The organism is Leucobacter faecis, from assembly GCF_054456695.2.
The window spans coordinates 64133-81111 of sequence record NZ_JBTJER020000005.1 but is presented as its reverse complement, the minus strand read 5'-3'; the positions used below and the strand labels follow the sequence as shown (position 1 = coordinate 81111).

The following is a 16979-nucleotide window of genomic DNA, read 5'->3' as shown; positions in this document are numbered from 1 at the left end:
CATGGATCAGCAAGACCTCCCCACACCGTCCACGCAAACCCTTGCGCTCGAAGTACCGCGCAAGAAGAACTGGCGCGACACGGTGCCCGTCATCTCACATCTGCGCCAGAGCGTCGGGCTGCAGCGTGGCATGTTGATCGCGGGCCTCGTGATCACGGGTGGCTTCGTGCTGCTCGCGATCCTCGCCCCCTGGATCGCGCCCTACAGCTGGGCCCAGCAGGCCGTTGACGGTGTCAGCTTCGGCGCGCAGCAGCCACCCAATGCCACGAACCTGCTCGGCACGACCGTCTCGGGCTTCGACGTGTTCTCGCGCGTCATTTGGGGCGCGCAGACCGCGCTGTTTGTCATCGTCGCCGCGATCTTGTTCTCGATCTTTCTGGGCATTGCGCTCGGGCTCATCTCGGGCTATTTCGGTGGCATGCTCGACCGCGTACTCGTCGTGTTGTGCGACGCGATCTACGCGTTCCCGTCGCTGCTGCTCGCGATCGTGATGTCGATCGTGATCAGCCGCGGCCAGTCGACCCTTTTGGGTGGCATCCTCGCGACCTCCCTGTCAATTACGGTCGTGTTTGTGCCGCAGTACTTCAGGGTGATCCGGTCAGAGGTCGTGCGCGTGCGCGCAGAACCGTTTGTTGAAGCGGCCCGCGTGATCGGCGTGCCCACGCCGCGCATTCTGCTGAAGCACGTGCTGCGCAACTCGACTAGGTCGCTGCCCGTGATCGTCACGCTCAACGCCTCTGAAGCGCTACTCACGCTCGCGGGCCTCGGCTTCTTGGGCTTCGGCATCGAAGCGACGGCCGCCGCAGAATGGGGCTACGACCTCAACCGCTCGGTCGCCGATGTCACGAGCGGCATCTGGTGGACGAGCGTGTTCCCCGGTGTCGCGATCGTGCTCGTGGTGCTGGGCGTCACCCTCGTGGGTGAGAGCCTCAACGACCTCGCTGACCCGCGCCTGCGCACGCGCAAGCGCCTGAAGGGCAAGAAATGACTCACGTCGCTAACATTCAAGATCTCAAGGTCACGTTCGCCACCGACGCCGCCCCGGTCGAGGCCGTCAAGGGCATCTCGATCGAGGTCGCTGCGGGCGAGGTGCTCGCGATCGTCGGTGAATCCGGATCAGGCAAGTCCGTGACCGCCAACGCGCTGCTTGGCCTGCTCCCCGAAACGGCCGCCATGTCGGGCGCCATTGTGATCCGGTCGCGTGCCGGTGACGAGACCGACGTAGTGCACGCCACTGGTGCGCAGTTGCGCGAGATGCGCGGCCGCGACGCGGCCATGGTGTTTCAGGAGCCGTCGACCGCGCTCAACCCCGTGTACACGGTGGGCTGGCAGATCATCGAGGGACTCAAAGCTCACGGCAAAATCGACAAAAAAGAGGCGCGCGCGCAGGCGATCGACATGATGCGCAAGGTCGGTATTCCCGAGCCCGAGACGCGCATCGACGATTTTCCGCACCAGTTCTCGGGCGGCCAGAAACAGCGCATCGTCATCGCGATGGCGCTCGTTATGAACGCCGGGCTGATCATCGCCGACGAGCCGACGACCGCGCTCGATGTGACCGTACAGGCCGAGATTCTTGACCTGCTGCGCGTGTGCCGCGATGAGTTTGGCGCGACGATTGTGCTGATCACCCACAACATGGGTGTCGTGGCCGACCTCGCCGACCGGGTTGTCGTGATGTACCGCGGCGACATCGTCGAGCAGGCGCCCGTGCGTGAGCTGTTCGCGAACCCATCGAAGCAGTACACGCGCGATTTGCTCGCCGCTGTGCCGCACGTGGGGCGCGGCAAATCGCGCATGCAGGCGCGTGAACGCGACGAGGCTTTGGCGCAGGGCCAGGCGCTGGCAGAGACTGCTCGCGATGCTGCGCGCGACACGACTGGCCACCTGATCATCGCCGAGAACGCCCAGATCGGGTATCCGGGCCGATTCGGTAAGGGCGCGACCGTGGTCGTGCACGGCGTCGACCTGTCGGTCGCCCCGGGCGAGGTCGTGGGCCTCGTGGGTGAGTCGGGGTCTGGCAAAACAACCATCGGCCGCGCCGTTGTGGGCCTCACGAAGGTCGTCGAAGGCTCGTTGAAGGTGCTCGGGCACGAAATGCGCGGCGTCAAGAACCGCGAGCTCGCGCCGCTGCGCCCCGAGATCGGGTTCGTGTTTCAAGACCCCGCGACGAGCTTCAACCCGCTCCTGTCGATCGCCGAGTGCATCGCCGAGCCGCTCATTGTACACGGCAAGGCGGCGTCGCCGCAGGCGGCGCGCGCACGGGTCAACGAACTGCTCGACGCGGTGCGGCTGCCCACCAACTTCGGTGACAGGTTTCCGCACGAGCTGTCGGGCGGGCAGCGGCAGCGCGCGTCGCTTGCGCGCGCGCTTGCGCTCGACCCGAAGCTGCTGATCGCCGACGAGCCGACGAGTGCGCTCGATGTGTCTGTGCAGGCGACGGTGCTCGAGCTGTTTGTGCAGCTGCAGGCTGAGCTCGGTTTCGCGTCGCTGTTCATCAGCCACGACCTGGCCGTGATTGACGCGGTCTCTGACCGCATCATCGTGCTGCAGCAGGGCCGCATCCAAGAGCAGGGCACCACGGCTCAGGTCTTGGGGGCGCCCTCGAACGCGTACACGCGCGAGTTGCTCGCGGCCCTTCCCGTTCCGGATCCGGTCGAGCAGGCGGAGCGCCGAGCGCTCTGGCAGCGGGTGCGCCGCGGGGCGTAGGCTCGGCGTAATGCACTCTGAAGGAGGACGACCATGTGGAGCCAGACAGACGCGGTGATCGTAGCGGCGAAGCGCACGCCGCTCGGAGTGGGCAAACCGGGCCGCGGGGCGCTCGAAGGAGTGCACCCCGTCGATCTGTCGGCGCAGCTGCTCACCGCGGTCGTGGCGGCCGCGGGCATCGCGCCCGACACGATCGATGACGTGATGTGGGGCTGCGTCACCCAGGTGGGGGAGCAATCAAGCAACATCGGTCGTAACGCCGTGCTTGCGGCCGGGCTGCCAGAGAAGATCCCCGCCATGACCATCGACCGGCAGTGCGGCTCTTCACAGCAAGCAATCCATTCGGCGGCCGCCGCGATCATTTCGGGGCAGGCCGACGTGGTGATCGCGGGCGGCGTCGAAGTCATGAGCCGTGTACCGATGTTCTCAAACGCTGTCGGCGGTGACGGGCCTTACGGCCCCGCCATGCGCGCCCGGTACCCGCACCTGGTGCCGCAGGGCGAGAGCGCCGAGCTGATCGCAGACAGGTGGCAGCTCAGCCGCACACACCTCGACGAGCTCGCGGTGCGGTCGCACGAACGGGCCGCCGCTGCGGCCGCTGCCGGGCTCTTCGACGATGAGCTCGTGGCGGTCACAACACCTGCGGGTGAGGTGAGTGCCGACCAGGGCATCAGGCCGGGCACAAGCCTCGAAGTGCTGGCCGGTCTGAAAACGCCGTTTCGTGAGGGCGGGGTCGTGACCGCGGGTAACGCCTCACAAATTTCTGACGGGGCGGCGGCCCTCGTGATGATGTCGGGGGAGAAGGCAGGGCAGCTGGGGCTCACGCCGCTCGCCCGAGTACACACGGCGACCGTCGTGGGCTCTGACCCGATCTTGATGCTCACGGGGCCGATCGCCGCGACCGCGCGGGTCCTCGACCGGGCAGGGCTCACCCTCGATGACATCGATGCGTTCGAAGTGAACGAGGCTTTCGCCTCGGTGCTGGGAGCATGGCTACACGACACCGGGGCAAACCCGCAGCTCGTCAACCCGCGCGGCGGCGCAATCGCGCTCGGGCACCCGCTCGGTGCCTCGGGCGCGCGCCTCGCCACCACGCTCGTGCACCACCTGCGCCAGACGGGCGCTCGCTACGGCCTGCAAACCATGTGCGAGGGCGGCGGCATGGCGAACGCCACGATCTTCGAACGGCTCTAGCTGCTACGTGCGCGGCGACGCAGGATCACGGCGCCGGCGACCGCGCAGGCACCCGAAGCGACCGATCCGGCGATGATCATGAGCGCCATCGGCAGTGCGGTCTGGTCACCCCAGGCACCCACGATGGGTGGGGCGATTGCCCCGCCCATGAACTGGATGGCACCGAGAAGGGCGGATCCGGAGCCGCGGGCAAAGTCAGCGAGGCCCAGCGCGAGCGCCGTGCCGTTCGAGCTGGTGAGCGCGACGCCGCCGCTCAGCACGAACGCGCACGCGATGTAGCCGGGAATCGACAGCGAGCCGGTGAGCGAGAGCACCGCGAACGCGGTGCCCGCGAGCACGACCGCGCCGCTGCCGATCGACAGCATCAGCGTGGCGGGCACGCGGCCAGCCAGCCGCGAGTTGAGGTAGTTGGTGAGCACCATCGCGAGCGCTCCGGTCGCGAACGCAAACGAGAACTGCGACGGCGTCATGCCGAGCATCACCTGTCCGACGAACGGCGCGCCCGCGATGTACGACAGCAGCGCCGCGAAATTGCAAGCGACCACGAGCGTGAAGAGCACGAATGCACGGTCGCGGCCGAGCCTGGCGAAGTTGCCAAACGCGCGGCGGGCGCCCCCAATTTGGCGCTGCGAGACCGGCAGCGTCTCGGGTACGAGCAGCAGCGCGAGCACGAACATGAGCGCCGTGACACTCGCGAGCGTCGCGAGCACGCCGCGCCAGCCGAAGTGCTCGGTGAGAAACCCACCCGCGAGCGGAGCCACGAGCGGTGCGACCGCCACGATCATCGCCATCAGGCTAAACGCCCTGATCGCGTCTGTGCCCTTCGCGAGATCGGCGATGATCGCGCGCGCGAGCACCACGCCCGAAGCGCCCGCGAGGCCCTGCAGTAGTCGCAGCGCCGTGAATATTTCGACCGTGGGTGAGAACACCATCGCGATGCTCGCGGCCGTAAACGCGCCGAGCGCGACGAGCAGTACGCTGCGGCGGCCGAGCCGGTCAGACAGCGGGCCGAGATACAGCTGGCCAAGACCCAGGCCGAGCATAAACGCGGTGAGTGTGAACTGTACTCCCGAGGGGGTCGTGCCCAGCTCGTCGGCGATGTCGGTGAACGCTGGCAGGTACAGATCGACCGCGAAAGGCCCCACCGCAGAGAGGAATCCGAGGGTGATAAGCAGGCCTCTGGTGAGGGGCTGCGGTGAAGATTTCATGCGGTGTACTGCTCACTTCCAGCCGGGCACGCCCGACATCCGTTAGAATTGCTCGTCGGCATCTTCTCGTGCCTGCGCGGAGCCGCTGTGAGGTGGCTCCCGCGACGCACTCGGCATCCCGCCGTGTCGACGTTCCGTTCGTCTCGTTAGGACACTACCTCTATGGCTCTCGCCACTCGCGAAGACCTCCGCAATGTCGCTATTGTCGCACACGTTGATCACGGCAAGACCACGCTCGTCAACGCGATGCTGACTCAGACCAACTCGTTCGATGCGCACGAAGAAGTTGGCGATCGAGTCATGGACTCGAACGACCTTGAGCGCGAAAAAGGCATCACGATTCTCGCCAAGAACACCGCTATCACCTACGAAGGTGAGCACGCGAAGAACGGCCCGATCACGATTAACGTGATCGACACGCCGGGCCACGCGGACTTCGGTGGCGAGGTTGAGCGTGCACTGTCAATGGTCGACGGCGTCGTGCTGCTCGTTGACTCGTCGGAGGGCCCCATGCCCCAGACCCGCTTCGTGCTGCGTAAGGCGCTCGAGGCCAAGCACCCCGTGATTCTCGCGGTCAACAAGACCGACCGCCCAGATGCACGCATCGAAGAGGTTGAGAGCGACGCGCAGGATCTGCTGCTCGGTCTCGCGTCTGACCTCGCAGAAGACGTGCCCGATCTCGACGTCGACGCCGTGCTGAACGTGCCCGTCGTATACCTCTCGGGCCGTGACGGCGCAGCATCGCACAACCGCCCCGCCGACGGTGAGCTGCCCGACAACATGACCCTCGAGCCGCTGTTCGAGACGATTCTCGAGCGCGTGCCCGCTCCCACCTTCGACGATGAGCGTGCCCTGCAGGCTCACGTGACGAACCTTGACTCGTCGCCGTTCCTGGGCCGTATCGCCCTGCTGCGTATTCACAACGGCTGGATCAACAAGGGCGAGACCGTCGCCTGGGTGAAGTCAGACGGCACCGTGGCGAACGTGCGTATCTCTGAGCTGATGCTCACGAAGGCGCTCACGCGCTACCCCGCAGAGAAGGCCGGCCCCGGCGACATCGTGGCGATCGCCGGTATCGAAGACATCACCATTGGTGAGACCATCTGTGATGCGAACGACGTGCAGCCGCTGCCGATGATTCACATCGACGACCCCGCGATCTCGATGACGATCGGCGCGAACACATCGCCGCTCGTGGGCAAGGTGAAGGGCCACAAGCTCACCGCGCGCATGATCAAGGAGCGCCTCGACCGCGAGCTGATCGGTAACGTGTCACTCAAGGTGGTCGACACTGGCCGCCCCGACGCGTGGGAGGTGCAGGGCCGCGGCGAGCTCGCGCTCGCAATTCTCGTGGAGAACATGCGCCGTGAGGGCTTCGAGCTGACCGTGGGCAAGCCCCAGGTTGTCGTGAAGGTCGTCGACGGTAAGAAGCAGGAGCCGTTCGAGCACCTCACAATTGATACCCCCGAAGAGCACCTCGGTGCGATCACCCAGCTGCTCGCTGCTCGTAAGGGCCGCATGGAGAACATGGTGAACAACGGCACCGGTTGGGTGCGCATGGAATTCATTATTCCGTCGCGTGGCCTCATCGGCTTCCGCTCGGAGTTCATGACCGAAACCCGTGGCACCGGTATCGCGAACGCGATCGCTCAGGGCTACGGCGAGTGGGCCGGCGTCATCAACACGCGTAACAACGGCTCGATCGTCGCCGACCGTTCGGGCGTGGCTACACCGTTCTCGATCATCAACCTGCAGGAGCGCATGTCGTTCTTCGTGCAGCCCACCGAGGAGGTGTACGAGGGCATGGTCATCGGTGAGAACTCACGTTCAGAGGACATGGATGTGAACATCACCAAGGAGAAGAAGCTCACGAACATGCGCTCGGCCAACGCCGACAACTTCGAGTCGATGACGCCCCCGCGCAAGCTCACGCTCGAGGAATGCCTCGAGTTTGCTCGCGAGGACGAGTGTGTCGAGGTGACGCCCGAGATCGTGCGTATTCGCAAGGTTGAGCTCGACGCGAACTCGCGTGCGCGCGCTGCTTCGCGCATCAAGAACGCCAACAAGTAGGCTCTTGCCCGCGGTCGGAGTCGCCTTGCGGCTTCGATCGTGTCGCCTTGCGGCTTCGATCGTGTCGCCTTGCGGCTTCGATCGTGTCGCCTTGCGGCCTCGATCGTGTCATCCTGCGCGAGCGTAGCGAGTCGCAGGATCCATGCTCACCCCCGCCCGGCCTATGCCGGGCGGGGGTTTCGCGTTCACGCCCGGCTTTGTAGGATCAGGTCATGTCGATCATCTACGAGACAACGCTGTCACCGTCAAAGTACGAGCTGCTCGCAGCCTGGCTGCCCACACAACCCTGGTTTGCGGGCGACACGGGGCAGCTGGCGCCGGTGGGGGCCTATAGGCTCGTCGACCCCGAGGGAGAAGTGGGCTTCGAAGGGCATCTGTTCACCGCGGGCGACAGCGTGATCTACCACGCCCCACTGAGCTACCGCGGTGCACCGCTCGATGAGGGCGATGAATTCTTGGTGGGCACGATCGAGCACGGCGTGCTCGGTAAGCGCTGGGTGAGCGACGCGATCGGCGACCCGGTGTTTCGCGCGGTGCTTGCGGCTGCTATCGCACAGGGCTCGGTCGGCAGCCAGGAGTATGTGGTCGGCGGTGCACCCGACGGCGGTACTTTGGAGCGCGCCACGAGCGTGCGGGTCGCTGGCACCGGATCGCCCGGCGCCTTCGTGCCTGAGCTGTGGGCGGCGCTCGTTGAGCAGCGCAGCGGCGCCACGGTGGCGCACACCGAGTTTGCCGCGCTCGAAGTGCGTCGGGTGCTGCGCGAGAGTGATCCACCCGTGGTGCCCCGCGAGCTGACGCTGCGCGCGTCGTGGGACGACGCGCACATCGGGGTGCTACTCGCCGCCCTGCAGGCGTGAGTTCGGCTCAGCTGACACGCGCGCGATTCGTTGATTTCAATTATTGACCTGTTGTTCGCTAGAGTAGTGCTTGCGTGAAAACGCAATCGGGATGTGGCGCAGTTTGGTAGCGTACGTCGTTCGGGACGACGGGGTCGCAGGTTCAAATCCTGTCATCCCGACGAAATGCCCCGGTCAGAACATGTTTCTGGCCGGGGCAATTTTCGTCTTAGGGGCCGCAGACACGTTTCGGACACGATGACGTTCTGTGTGGCGGCGTGAGGCTCCCGGCCACCCTGCGCGAGCTCGCATTATGGTCACCTTGCGCGCGCTCGCATTATGGTCACCCTGCGCGCGCTCGCATTATGGTCACCCTGCGCGCGCTCGCACTATGGTCACCCTGCGCGAGCGCAGCGAGTCGCAGGGGCCAGGCTTTCGAGAATGTCGTAGGTGTGCGAGACAATGTGCAGTGTGACTGGGGTGACGACAGACGGGAGCATCGGTGCGAACGGGATTGCGTGCCGTTGGCGGTCTGTCGATCTGTAGAATCTCAACGGGGTGACCATGGACCGGCTGCTGCAAGACGTCGATCTCATTGCTGAGGTGGAACAGATCGAAGACTTCCGCACTATCTGCGAAGAAGCGGAGAAGATCTCACCGCGTCAAAAAAGCTCTCCGCAGTGAAGCGCGCCGGTGGTGGAGCGAAAGAGTAACGTCCACACAAAAAGCGATCGCTGACAAGCGAAAGGATCTCCGGAAGAAACTTAAGAAGGTTTCCGCGAAGGTGCTGATCTTCATGTACCTCACCTACTTCCGCGAAGAACGCCTGGCGCACGTGATCGAGTCACTCGACACCGAGCAGTTCTTGCGCTCCACCGACCTCTCGCTCGGCTCCTACGGTAAGCTGACCGAGACTGGCGTGATCGACGTGGGTAACATGACCGACGCGATCCAGGAGGTCCGCTACTTCGAGAAGAAGAGCATCGAAGGGTTGGTGGAGGGGTAACCGTGAACGATCATCCCGTTGCGCTGACTGACCCGCCTGAGGGGTACGGTGAGTGGCTCACCGATCTCAAACAGCGCATCTACGCCGCGCAGCAGCGCGCTGTCCTGGCAGTCAACACCGAAATGGTCGCTCTGTACTGGCGAATTGGTCAGGACATCATGGAGCGCCAGTCTCGGCAGGGTTGGGGCGCAAAAGTGATCGATCGACTTGCGCATGACCTGCGGGTGGCGTTCCCTGAAATGCGTGGCATGTCGGCGAGGAATCTTCGATATATGCGGGATTTCGCGAAGGCGTGGCCAGACATCGAGATTTGGCAGCAGGCTGCTGCCAAATTGCCGTGGGGTCACAATATGGTCCTCATCGACCGGGTCAAAGACCCCGAGCGGCGACTGCTGTACGCTGCTGCCGCTGTCCAACACGGCTGGTCTCGGAATGCGCTCGACATGCACATCGATATGCAATCCGTGGAACGCGCGGGAAAAGCGATCACAAACTTCGATCGAACGCTACCGCCGTCAACCTCTGACCTTGCCCGTCAGTCACTCAAGGACCCCTACAAACTTGACTTTCTCGGCCTCGGGGAAAATGCCGCAGAGCGAGCGATTGAGCAGGCCATTGTTGATCACCTCACCGATTTTCTCATCGAACTCGGTGTCGGCTTCGCCTACGTTGGGCGCCAAGTCCACCTCGAAATTGGTGACGATGATTTCTATATCGACTTGCTGTTTTACCACCTGCAGCTGCGTTGCTATGTCGTCATCGAAATCAAGGGTGGGAAATTTAAACCTGAGCACCTCGGCCAACTGGGTTTTTACATGACAGCGGTGGATGAGACGCTTCGACATGAGAGCGATGGCCCAACCATCGGCCTATTGCTCTGCCGCTCGAAGAACGAAATAGTGGCAGAGTATGCCTTGAAGGACAGCAAGCACGCCCTCGGGATCGCGGAGTATGAACTCCTGAAGGCGCTGCCCGAGCCACTACACACTTCGTTGCCGACCATCGAGCAGATCGAACGTGAACTCGGCGAAACGAGCGAATGACACACAATCACCGAATACCCACCTCAATCAACCAAAATCGACCGTGACGAACCGCCAATGAGCCGGTAGATTAGCCACAGAAGAATCGCCCGATTCGTCAATTGACCAGGGAAAACAAGAGTTTCTCGCAGGTTTCAGATGGTAGCAATAACCCGAGACGGGGTCGCAGGTTCAAATCCTGTCATCCCGACGAATTGCCCCGGTCAGAACAAGTTTCTGGCCGGGGCGATTTTCGTTCTAAGGGCCGCTATTTGTGCGGCCTCGTTTCGGTCGCAGCCACTGGTTCTCGTGGAGACGCATGTGCCGCATTCATGATGGCAGCCATGCTTGCGCCCAGCACCGAGTCGGCTCGACCGGCTGACCAGCCAGTGCGGTCGTTGTTACGGTACTCAATCACAGTAAGGGCTTCGCTGTCGTTGCCGTGCCCGGTGCTGGTTTGGTGAAGTTCTAATACCTCGACGTGGATGCCTTGCGTAGCAAGTGCCGTGGTCAACGCTTCTACCGGTCCGACGCCGTCATGGCTGGTAGCAAATTCTTGGTCTCGGGTTCGAAGAACGATCCGGGTACTGTTTCCTCCAGATGACTCAGAGGCCTCATATCGCGCTAGCACGATGGCTGCACCGGTTGGCTCGCTGTGCAGATATGACTGCTGAAAGATATCCCAAATCTCTGCGGCAGTAATTTCACGGCCCGAGCAATCAGTATGCCGCTGCACTTGCTGCGCGAAATCAATCTGTAATCGCCGTGGCAGTTCGATGCCGTAGGCGCTCTCAAGCAGGTAAGCGATGCCGCCCTTTCCTGACTGTGAATTCACGCGAATGACCGCGTCGTAACTTCGGCCAATATCTGCCGGATCAATTGGCAGGTACGGTACTTGCCAGCAGGCTTCACTCTCCGTGAGTCCTGACGCTTCGGCTCGCGCGCGATGTTCAGCGAAACCCTTCTTGATAGCGTCTTGGTGGGTTCCGCTAAATGCAGTGTGCACGAGGTCGCCAACATACGGGTGCCTGGGGTGCACTTCGAACCGATTGCAGTACTCGACCGTGCGGCGAATCTCGTCAATATCGCTGAAATCGATCATCGGGTCGATACCCTGTGCATGCAAATTCAGAGCAAGTGTTGCGATGTCCACATTTCCGGTGCGCTCACCGTTGCCGAAGAGGCAGCCTTCGACTCGTTGGGCTCCAGCGAGCACTGCCAGTTCGGCGCAGGCGATCCCAGTGCCGCGGTCATTATGCGGATGCACGGAGAGGATCACGCTATCGCGCCGAGCGAGGTTTTTATGCATGTATTCGATCTGGTCCGCGTATACGTTTGGGGTTGCAATTTCCACAGTTGCAGGCAAGTTCAGGATCACCGGGCGTTCTGGCGTCGCCTGCCAGAGCTGGGTCATCGAATCGCAAACATCGAGCACGTAGTCGGGCTCTGTCAGGTTGAACACTTCCGGGCTGAATTGAAACCGAACATTTGGCAGGTCTCCAGCGAATTCAAGTACATCGCGGCCACCGGCCAGAATGAGTTCTTTCAGAGCAGTGCGGTCATGTCCAAGGACCATACTTCGCCACGTCGGTGCTGTTGCGGTGTACATGTGGATCACGACTTCATTGCGGATGCCACGGATGGAGTCGACAGTCCGCTTGATCAGATCGCGTCTTGCCGGGGTGAAAACGACGATCGTCACATCTTCGGGGGCAATCTTTGTATCGGAAATGAGGCGCACGAAATCGTAGTCAGTCTGTGAAGCAGAAGGATACCCAACCTCGATCTCCTTGTACCCCATGGCGACCATCAATTCAAAGAAACGTCGTTTGCGTTCGGGATCCATCGGCTCGGCGAGCGCCTGGTTACCGTCGCGCAAGTCAACCGGCACCCAGAGCGGGGCTTCAGTTAGTTGGTGGGTGGGCCAGGTGCGTTCGGTGATAGGGATACCAACACGTGAGTACACGTCAGTGTAGCGATGGAACGGCATTTGGGAGTGACGCTGCCTGTTCCAGGGCGCGGATTGCAGCGGTACCGGGCCAACGGGAGTCGAGATGTGGGGGAAAGGGGTTGCGGTCATTGCGGAAGTCCTTTTGTTTCGTATTGAGAGACCGGCACATCAAAGGACTCCACGTCGGGAGAGCCGGTCTTGGCTAAACCCCGCCGTGGCTGCGAAGGGGAAGATTGCAAATGAACACGTCAACACAGTAACACAACTCCTCAGACAAGTAGAGGAGCTATGCTTGGTTAATGGCACAGGTAAAACGAACCCCGCTCGCGGCGCAGGCTGCCGATCTGCTGATGGAACGCATCAAGAGTGGCGAGTGGGGTCTTGGTGCGAAGCTGCCTGGCGAAACCACACTTGCCCCACAGCTCGGCGTGGGGCGTTCTACTGTCAGGGAAGCCATTCGGCAGCTCGCGGGGCTTGGCGTCCTCGCAACGAGGCAGGGGGCAGGAGTCTTTGTCACTGCGCTTGACGTGCCGGAGGACTGGGGAACCGTGCTCAAGCATGCTGACATCATCGCCGTGCTCGAAGCCCGCATCGCCATAGAGGGTGAAGCTGCTGCACTTGCCGCTGAGCGACGGAGCACGCAAGATCTACAAACTATTCGAAGCGCACTAACGCAGCGAGGTGTGAGCAGAGCAGAACCTAGTGAACTCGTGGACGCAGATACGGCATTTCATCGCGCGATTGTTGCTGCAGCGCACAGCCCGATACTCCTGGAACTTTTCGACAGCTTTGTTCCCCGATTGCGACAAGCCATGATTGGCTTGCTCAGTATCAAGCAGGATCACGCCACCGACCTCGACCAAGATGTCCATGCCAGCCTCCTACAAGCAATTGACGACCAGGACTCGATAGGAGCGCTCTCTCAGAGTCGCGCGCATCTGCAGATTCTGAAGAGAGATCTGGAATAGAGCTATCGATAGAGCCGGCTATGACAGTGAAGTAGTGCTGCAATCTATCAGGCATCGGAACTGATCAATATTGGGTGAAACTCGGGTACATTCTGGGTCTACTGACTTATGTCCTAAACGCCATCGAGTACGTGTGCCATTTAGTGTGGCAACATTCCGAAACGTCGGCTCAACAGCATATGGTCCGAGTGTCCTCTAGGGACCGGACGGCGCGATAGCTCAGTAGACTCAACGAATAACAGACGGAGCTGTTTGGCCTTGTGGCACTATTTGGCACGAAGCTCAGTGAGCAAAGTGGAAGAGCGGTCATGAATTTTCAGGAGCTGTACAACGTACTGAATGGACAATTGAACGCTGAAGCATTTAGGCTCGCGACAGAAGTAACGAAAGTGGAGCCGTCGACGTTGGCTCACACTATAAATGGCCGTGAAGAAATCGTACAGCTATTTATCACTCAGCTCACGCTGCACGGGGTGACTATTGACCCTCGAACTCTCGACGATGCTTTGAACGCTGCACGGGGCTATTTTGAGGAATCGTACCAATACCACTTCCAGAGCTTGTATCGGGGCCGCGACCAAACAACCGGGCAGGCACATCAGGCTGAAGTTGATCCACTACCCCAATTTGATTCACCACCTCAAACCGCAGACATTCAGATCACGCCGGAGTTTTCCCGTGCCCTCGAACTGCTGCACAGCGGTAGCAACATCTTCTTAACGGGGAAGGCTGGCACCGGTAAATCGACGCTGGTGCGCCATTTTCTCGCCGAGACAGATCGCAAAACCATCACTGTCGCCCCGACCGGGATAGCAGCGCTTAACGTCAATGGCTACACGATCCACCGGCTTTTCTCGTTTCGAGCGGGGATCAATGAAGAAGATGTGCGTAACGGAAAGTACTATCCGGGCCGCTTTGCGAAGGTGCTCAGCGAGCTCGATACGCTCATCATTGACGAAGTGTCGATGGTGAGGGCAGACCTCTTTGACACGCTTGTCGCAGCGCTCGAACGCTTCGGGCCAAAACCCGGCACACCATTCGGTGGGGTGCAGTTGGTGCTCGTGGGTGACCTTTATCAGCTGCCGCCAGTCGTCACTGAACGGGAGGCTTCATACATCTCTGCGGTATTTGGCACGCCATATTTCTTCTCTGCAAAGTCGTACGAGCGAGCACTCTTCCCAACCCTTGAACTCACGACCGTGTTTCGCCAGATCGGTGATACTCGCCTGGTAAATTTGCTCAACGGGGTACGTTCAGGCGCGTTGCTGGAGGACGCACGGGCCGATCTCAACCAGCGCACTGACCCAGATTTTGATCCTTCGCTCGATGAGTTCTGGCTCACTCTCGCGACCACCAACCGGATCGTTGGCGCGAGAAACCGTCAGATGCTCGAGCGGATCACCGATCAACCGAGTGTCTTTCTTGCAGATGTTGCGGGCGACACTGACGGCTTTGAGTTTCCAGCCGACGAAAAGTTGAGTCTCGCTGTGGGCGCCCAGGTGATGCTGCTCAACAATGATGATGGGAACCGCTGGGTTAACGGAACCATCGGCAAGGTTCAGCGCATCGACGTGAGTGGAAACGAAGCGGTCGTTTCGGTACTGCTGCGTGACGGGCGTAGCGTCGACGTGCGTCCCCACCTCTGGGAGATTACCCGCCCCTATGTTGAACGCGGCGCACTTCGTCATGAGGTGATCGGTTCATTTGAACAGCTGCCGATGAAACTCGCCTGGGCAATCACGATTCATAAGAGTCAAGGGCAGACTCTTGACCGCGTGGTGGTCGACCTTACGGGAGGAACTTTCGCGAACGGGCAGTTGTACGTTGCCCTGAGCCGGTGCACAAGCATGGCAGGCCTGGTGCTCAAACGCAATGTGTTGCCCCGCGACTTGAAGACCGACATTCTTGTGCGCCGTTTTCTTGAAACAGGAGAGACGGGCTCGAGTTCGTTGGGCCGTGTGTTTATTTCGATGCTGAAGGTTGGTAACGAGGGTGACCGTTACCGCCCTCGTCCAATCGAAATCGCGGTAACAACGGATGACGGCGATGAGGCTACTACGGTGGTGAACCCTACGAGTGACCTGTTCTCGGCTCAGCGGGCTTTCGGCATTACCACGCGGGATGTCGCCCTCGCCCCTGTCCTTACGGAGGCTTGGGCGGCGCTTGCCCCACTGCTCCAGGGGCGTGTGCCAACGGGGGTTGATATTGACGAGACGCTTGGCATCATCGACTTCGAGCTGAAGCGCAACGGGACGGTGGAACGGATGCCGCTTGGTGTCGAGCTGTCAGCGGCCCTGTTTACTGATGCAGAGAGGGTGCTCATGCAGGCACAGGATGCACTCACGCGGGCGCGGGCGTTGCGAGACATTGCGCGCAGGCTGGAATCACAGTCGCCGGAGGCGCCGCACTTGGCAGGGGGTACGCCTTTCGAAAGTCGTTCTTCCGGGCATGGATACTTGCTGCAACGTGTGCCCGAGCAAACTGGCCAATTCGAGCCGGAGGGCTTCACCGTCGGAGGTAACCTCACGATCGACGATGACGCGGCTCAGATCTTGGCTCAGCACTTGACTGAGGCATGGAATCGGGTGGTGGATCGCAATATCGAAATTGTGGAACGGCTACGTGGCGTCGAAAAGCACTTTGGTGTAGAGGTTCTACCCGCTGATTTTGAGCTTGCTGCGGATGCATCAGCCGCGAGAATTCTGCTTCCCAACGCACGTGTTTGCTTCACCGGAGAGGTGGTGTCGCCAAAGTACGGCACCTTTGACCGCGATGCCATGACCCAACTGGCGGAGGAGCGAGGCCTTGTTATCTCGGCAAATATGACCAAGACCAAGACGGATGTGTTGGTCGTGGCTGAGCGTGGCACTCAATCGAGTAAAGCGAAGAAAGCCGCACAGTGGAATAAGCCTGTCCTCGCTGCGGAGGATTTTCTCGAGTGGGCGTTGACCTAAATGGTGAGTTGAGACCTGTCAAACTTGGGCGCGCAAAGTGCATTATTGAGAGTAACCGTACAAAACTGTGGGTCGCTGAAAGAAAAGAACCCCGGAGGCTTCACCGCTCAAGTAGGGAGAGGCCAGATCCGGGGACTACACACCTAGCATAATCTGCCTTGGCCAGTACGTGGCAGTCGCGCGTTACAGAATGAGGCCCATGCGGCGCGCGGCCGTGACCGCAGCGTGACGTGTCGAGGCGTCTAGCTTGACCATCGCAGTTTTCATGTAGCTCTTCACCGTGCTTTCAGTGAGGCCAAGAGTAAACCCAACCTCTGCGTTTGAAGCCCCCACTGCGGCTTGACAGAGCACATCGACTTCTCTCGGGGTGAGCTGCACACGTGGGGTTGTCGCTACCTTGTGCGGGGTCGCGGCGCGTTCAAGACGAGCCACGACGGCCTCAAGCTGAGCACGTAGGCCGCGATCATGAACCGATGACGTTATTGCACGCAGCTCAGCGTGGCTGAGACGCAGCTCCTCTAACAGCGACGCCGGGGTTTCAATCGTGTGCGGCGTTGACAAACGCAGGCGCTGTTCGATCTCGTCGGCGACGCGCAACTCTTGTACTAACTCACGAGCCACTCCCGCAGCACCCTGCGCGAGAGCATCACGAGGAAACCCGGGCGTGCGGCTGCCGCCATACAGTAGGGCTCGTACGCGGCCGTGATACATGACCGGATACGCGAACAGTGACTGGATTCCCTCGGGGAGCACGTTGGCGTCGTAGTCGTGCGTGATGAGCTGTGATCGGCGGTAGTCATAAGTCAGCCGGGGTCGCGATTCAGAGAGCGAGCGGCCGCCCAAGCCCTTGCCCTCGGCAACCTGAAGGCCTTGTAAAACGCCCGTTCGGTGGCCCGTGATCGCTGAAATGGTTGCGATGCCGTTGTGTTCGAAGCCACCAAACGCGAGTGGGAATCCGGTGACACTGGCGAACTCTTGAACGGCGGTGTTGAGTAGTACATCTGTAGCCGAAGTGGCGTGCTGCTCCATTGCGAGTACCTACTTTCGAGGGTGCCCTGATC

12 protein-coding genes and 1 tRNA gene are annotated in these 16979 nt (G+C 61.2%); 10 read left to right on the top strand and 3 right to left on the bottom strand.

What is annotated here, in order from left to right:
* Position 1: 1 nt before the first annotated feature.
* From ACXR2W_RS07090 to ACXR2W_RS07080, 3 genes are read left to right on the top strand one after another with little or no spacing between them, the layout of a single operon-like run.
* Positions 2 to 988, top strand: coding sequence for an ABC transporter permease (locus ACXR2W_RS07090; RefSeq protein ID WP_458813624.1), 987 nt, complete (start codon positions 2 to 4; stop codon positions 986 to 988).
* Positions 985 to 2709, top strand: coding sequence for a dipeptide ABC transporter ATP-binding protein (locus tag ACXR2W_RS07085; RefSeq protein WP_458813622.1), 1725 nt, complete (start codon positions 985 to 987; stop codon positions 2707 to 2709). Before ACXR2W_RS07090 ends, ACXR2W_RS07085 begins: the two co-directional genes overlap by 4 nt.
* A 33-nt stretch (positions 2710 to 2742) precedes the next feature.
* A complete protein-coding gene (locus tag ACXR2W_RS07080) occupies positions 2743 to 3903 on the top strand; it encodes a thiolase family protein (protein ID WP_458813620.1) in 1161 nt (386 codons plus the stop codon).
* On the opposite strand, the gene ACXR2W_RS07075 is transcribed toward ACXR2W_RS07080, so the two are convergent.
* Positions 3900 to 5111, bottom strand: coding sequence for a multidrug effflux MFS transporter (locus tag ACXR2W_RS07075; protein ID WP_458813618.1), 1212 nt, complete (start codon positions 5109 to 5111; stop codon positions 3900 to 3902). The genes ACXR2W_RS07080 and ACXR2W_RS07075 overlap by 4 nt on opposite strands.
* Positions 5112 to 5273: 162 nt before the next feature.
* Between ACXR2W_RS07075 and typA the strand changes: the two genes are divergently transcribed.
* From typA to ACXR2W_RS07050, 5 genes are all read left to right on the top strand, one after another.
* Complete coding sequence (gene typA / locus ACXR2W_RS07070) at positions 5274 to 7181, top strand: translational GTPase TypA (RefSeq protein WP_458813616.1); 1908 nt, start codon at positions 5274 to 5276, stop codon at positions 7179 to 7181.
* 212 nt (positions 7182 to 7393) lie between these two features.
* Positions 7394 to 8038 (top strand): maltokinase N-terminal cap-like domain-containing protein, encoded by a 645-nt coding sequence (locus tag ACXR2W_RS07065; protein ID WP_458813614.1) that lies wholly within the window; start codon positions 7394 to 7396, stop codon positions 8036 to 8038.
* A gap of 87 nt (positions 8039 to 8125) precedes the next feature.
* Positions 8126 to 8199 (top strand) — tRNA-Pro (locus tag ACXR2W_RS07060).
* A 602-nt stretch (positions 8200 to 8801) separates the two neighbouring features.
* Entirely contained in the window at positions 8802 to 9023 is a 222-nt protein-coding gene (locus ACXR2W_RS07055) for a hypothetical protein (RefSeq protein ID WP_458813612.1), read from the top strand.
* Positions 9024 to 9025: 2 nt separating this feature from the next.
* Entirely contained in the window at positions 9026 to 10066 is a 1041-nt protein-coding gene (locus ACXR2W_RS07050; protein WP_458813610.1) for a PDDEXK nuclease domain-containing protein, read from the top strand.
* 247 nt (positions 10067 to 10313) lie between these two features.
* On the opposite strand, the gene ACXR2W_RS07045 is transcribed toward ACXR2W_RS07050, so the two are convergent.
* Positions 10314 to 12125, bottom strand: a complete 1812-nt coding sequence (locus ACXR2W_RS07045; RefSeq protein WP_458813608.1) for a 2-isopropylmalate synthase — start codon at positions 12123 to 12125, stop codon at positions 10314 to 10316.
* A 170-nt stretch (positions 12126 to 12295) separates the two neighbouring features.
* Between ACXR2W_RS07045 and ACXR2W_RS07040 the strand changes: the two genes are divergently transcribed.
* Together ACXR2W_RS07040 and ACXR2W_RS07035 are read left to right on the top strand one after the other, a co-directional pair.
* Complete coding sequence (locus ACXR2W_RS07040; RefSeq protein ID WP_458813606.1) at positions 12296 to 12964, top strand: FadR/GntR family transcriptional regulator; 669 nt, start codon at positions 12296 to 12298, stop codon at positions 12962 to 12964.
* 308 nt (positions 12965 to 13272) lie between these two features.
* Positions 13273 to 15918, top strand: a complete 2646-nt coding sequence (locus ACXR2W_RS07035) for an AAA family ATPase (protein ID WP_458813604.1) — start codon at positions 13273 to 13275, stop codon at positions 15916 to 15918.
* A gap of 183 nt (positions 15919 to 16101) precedes the next feature.
* On the opposite strand, the gene ACXR2W_RS07030 is transcribed toward ACXR2W_RS07035, so the two are convergent.
* Positions 16102 to 16947: a LuxR C-terminal-related transcriptional regulator gene (locus ACXR2W_RS07030; RefSeq protein WP_458813602.1), complete on the bottom strand. Its 846-nt coding sequence runs from the start codon at positions 16945 to 16947 to the stop codon at positions 16102 to 16104.
* Positions 16948 to 16979 lie beyond the last annotated feature (32 nt).

Coding starts and splice junctions, on each gene's coding strand:
- ACXR2W_RS07085 (WP_458813622.1), top strand. CDS start 985: ATGACTCACGTCGCTAACATTCAAGATCTCAAGGTCACGTTCGCCACC.
- ACXR2W_RS07030 (WP_458813602.1), bottom strand. CDS start 16,947: ATGGAGCAGCACGCCACTTCGGCTACAGATGTACTACTCAACACCGCC.
- ACXR2W_RS07040 (WP_458813606.1), top strand. CDS start 12,296: ATGGCACAGGTAAAACGAACCCCGCTCGCGGCGCAGGCTGCCGATCTG.
- ACXR2W_RS07045 (WP_458813608.1), bottom strand. CDS start 12,125: ATGACCGCAACCCCTTTCCCCCACATCTCGACTCCCGTTGGCCCGGTA.
- ACXR2W_RS07065 (WP_458813614.1), top strand. CDS start 7,394: ATGTCGATCATCTACGAGACAACGCTGTCACCGTCAAAGTACGAGCTG.
- ACXR2W_RS07090 (WP_458813624.1), top strand. CDS start 2: ATGGATCAGCAAGACCTCCCCACACCGTCCACGCAAACCCTTGCGCTC.
- ACXR2W_RS07035 (WP_458813604.1), top strand. CDS start 13,273: ATGAATTTTCAGGAGCTGTACAACGTACTGAATGGACAATTGAACGCT.
- typA (WP_458813616.1), top strand. CDS start 5,274: ATGGCTCTCGCCACTCGCGAAGACCTCCGCAATGTCGCTATTGTCGCA.
- ACXR2W_RS07075 (WP_458813618.1), bottom strand. CDS start 5,111: ATGAAATCTTCACCGCAGCCCCTCACCAGAGGCCTGCTTATCACCCTC.
- ACXR2W_RS07080 (WP_458813620.1), top strand. CDS start 2,743: ATGTGGAGCCAGACAGACGCGGTGATCGTAGCGGCGAAGCGCACGCCG.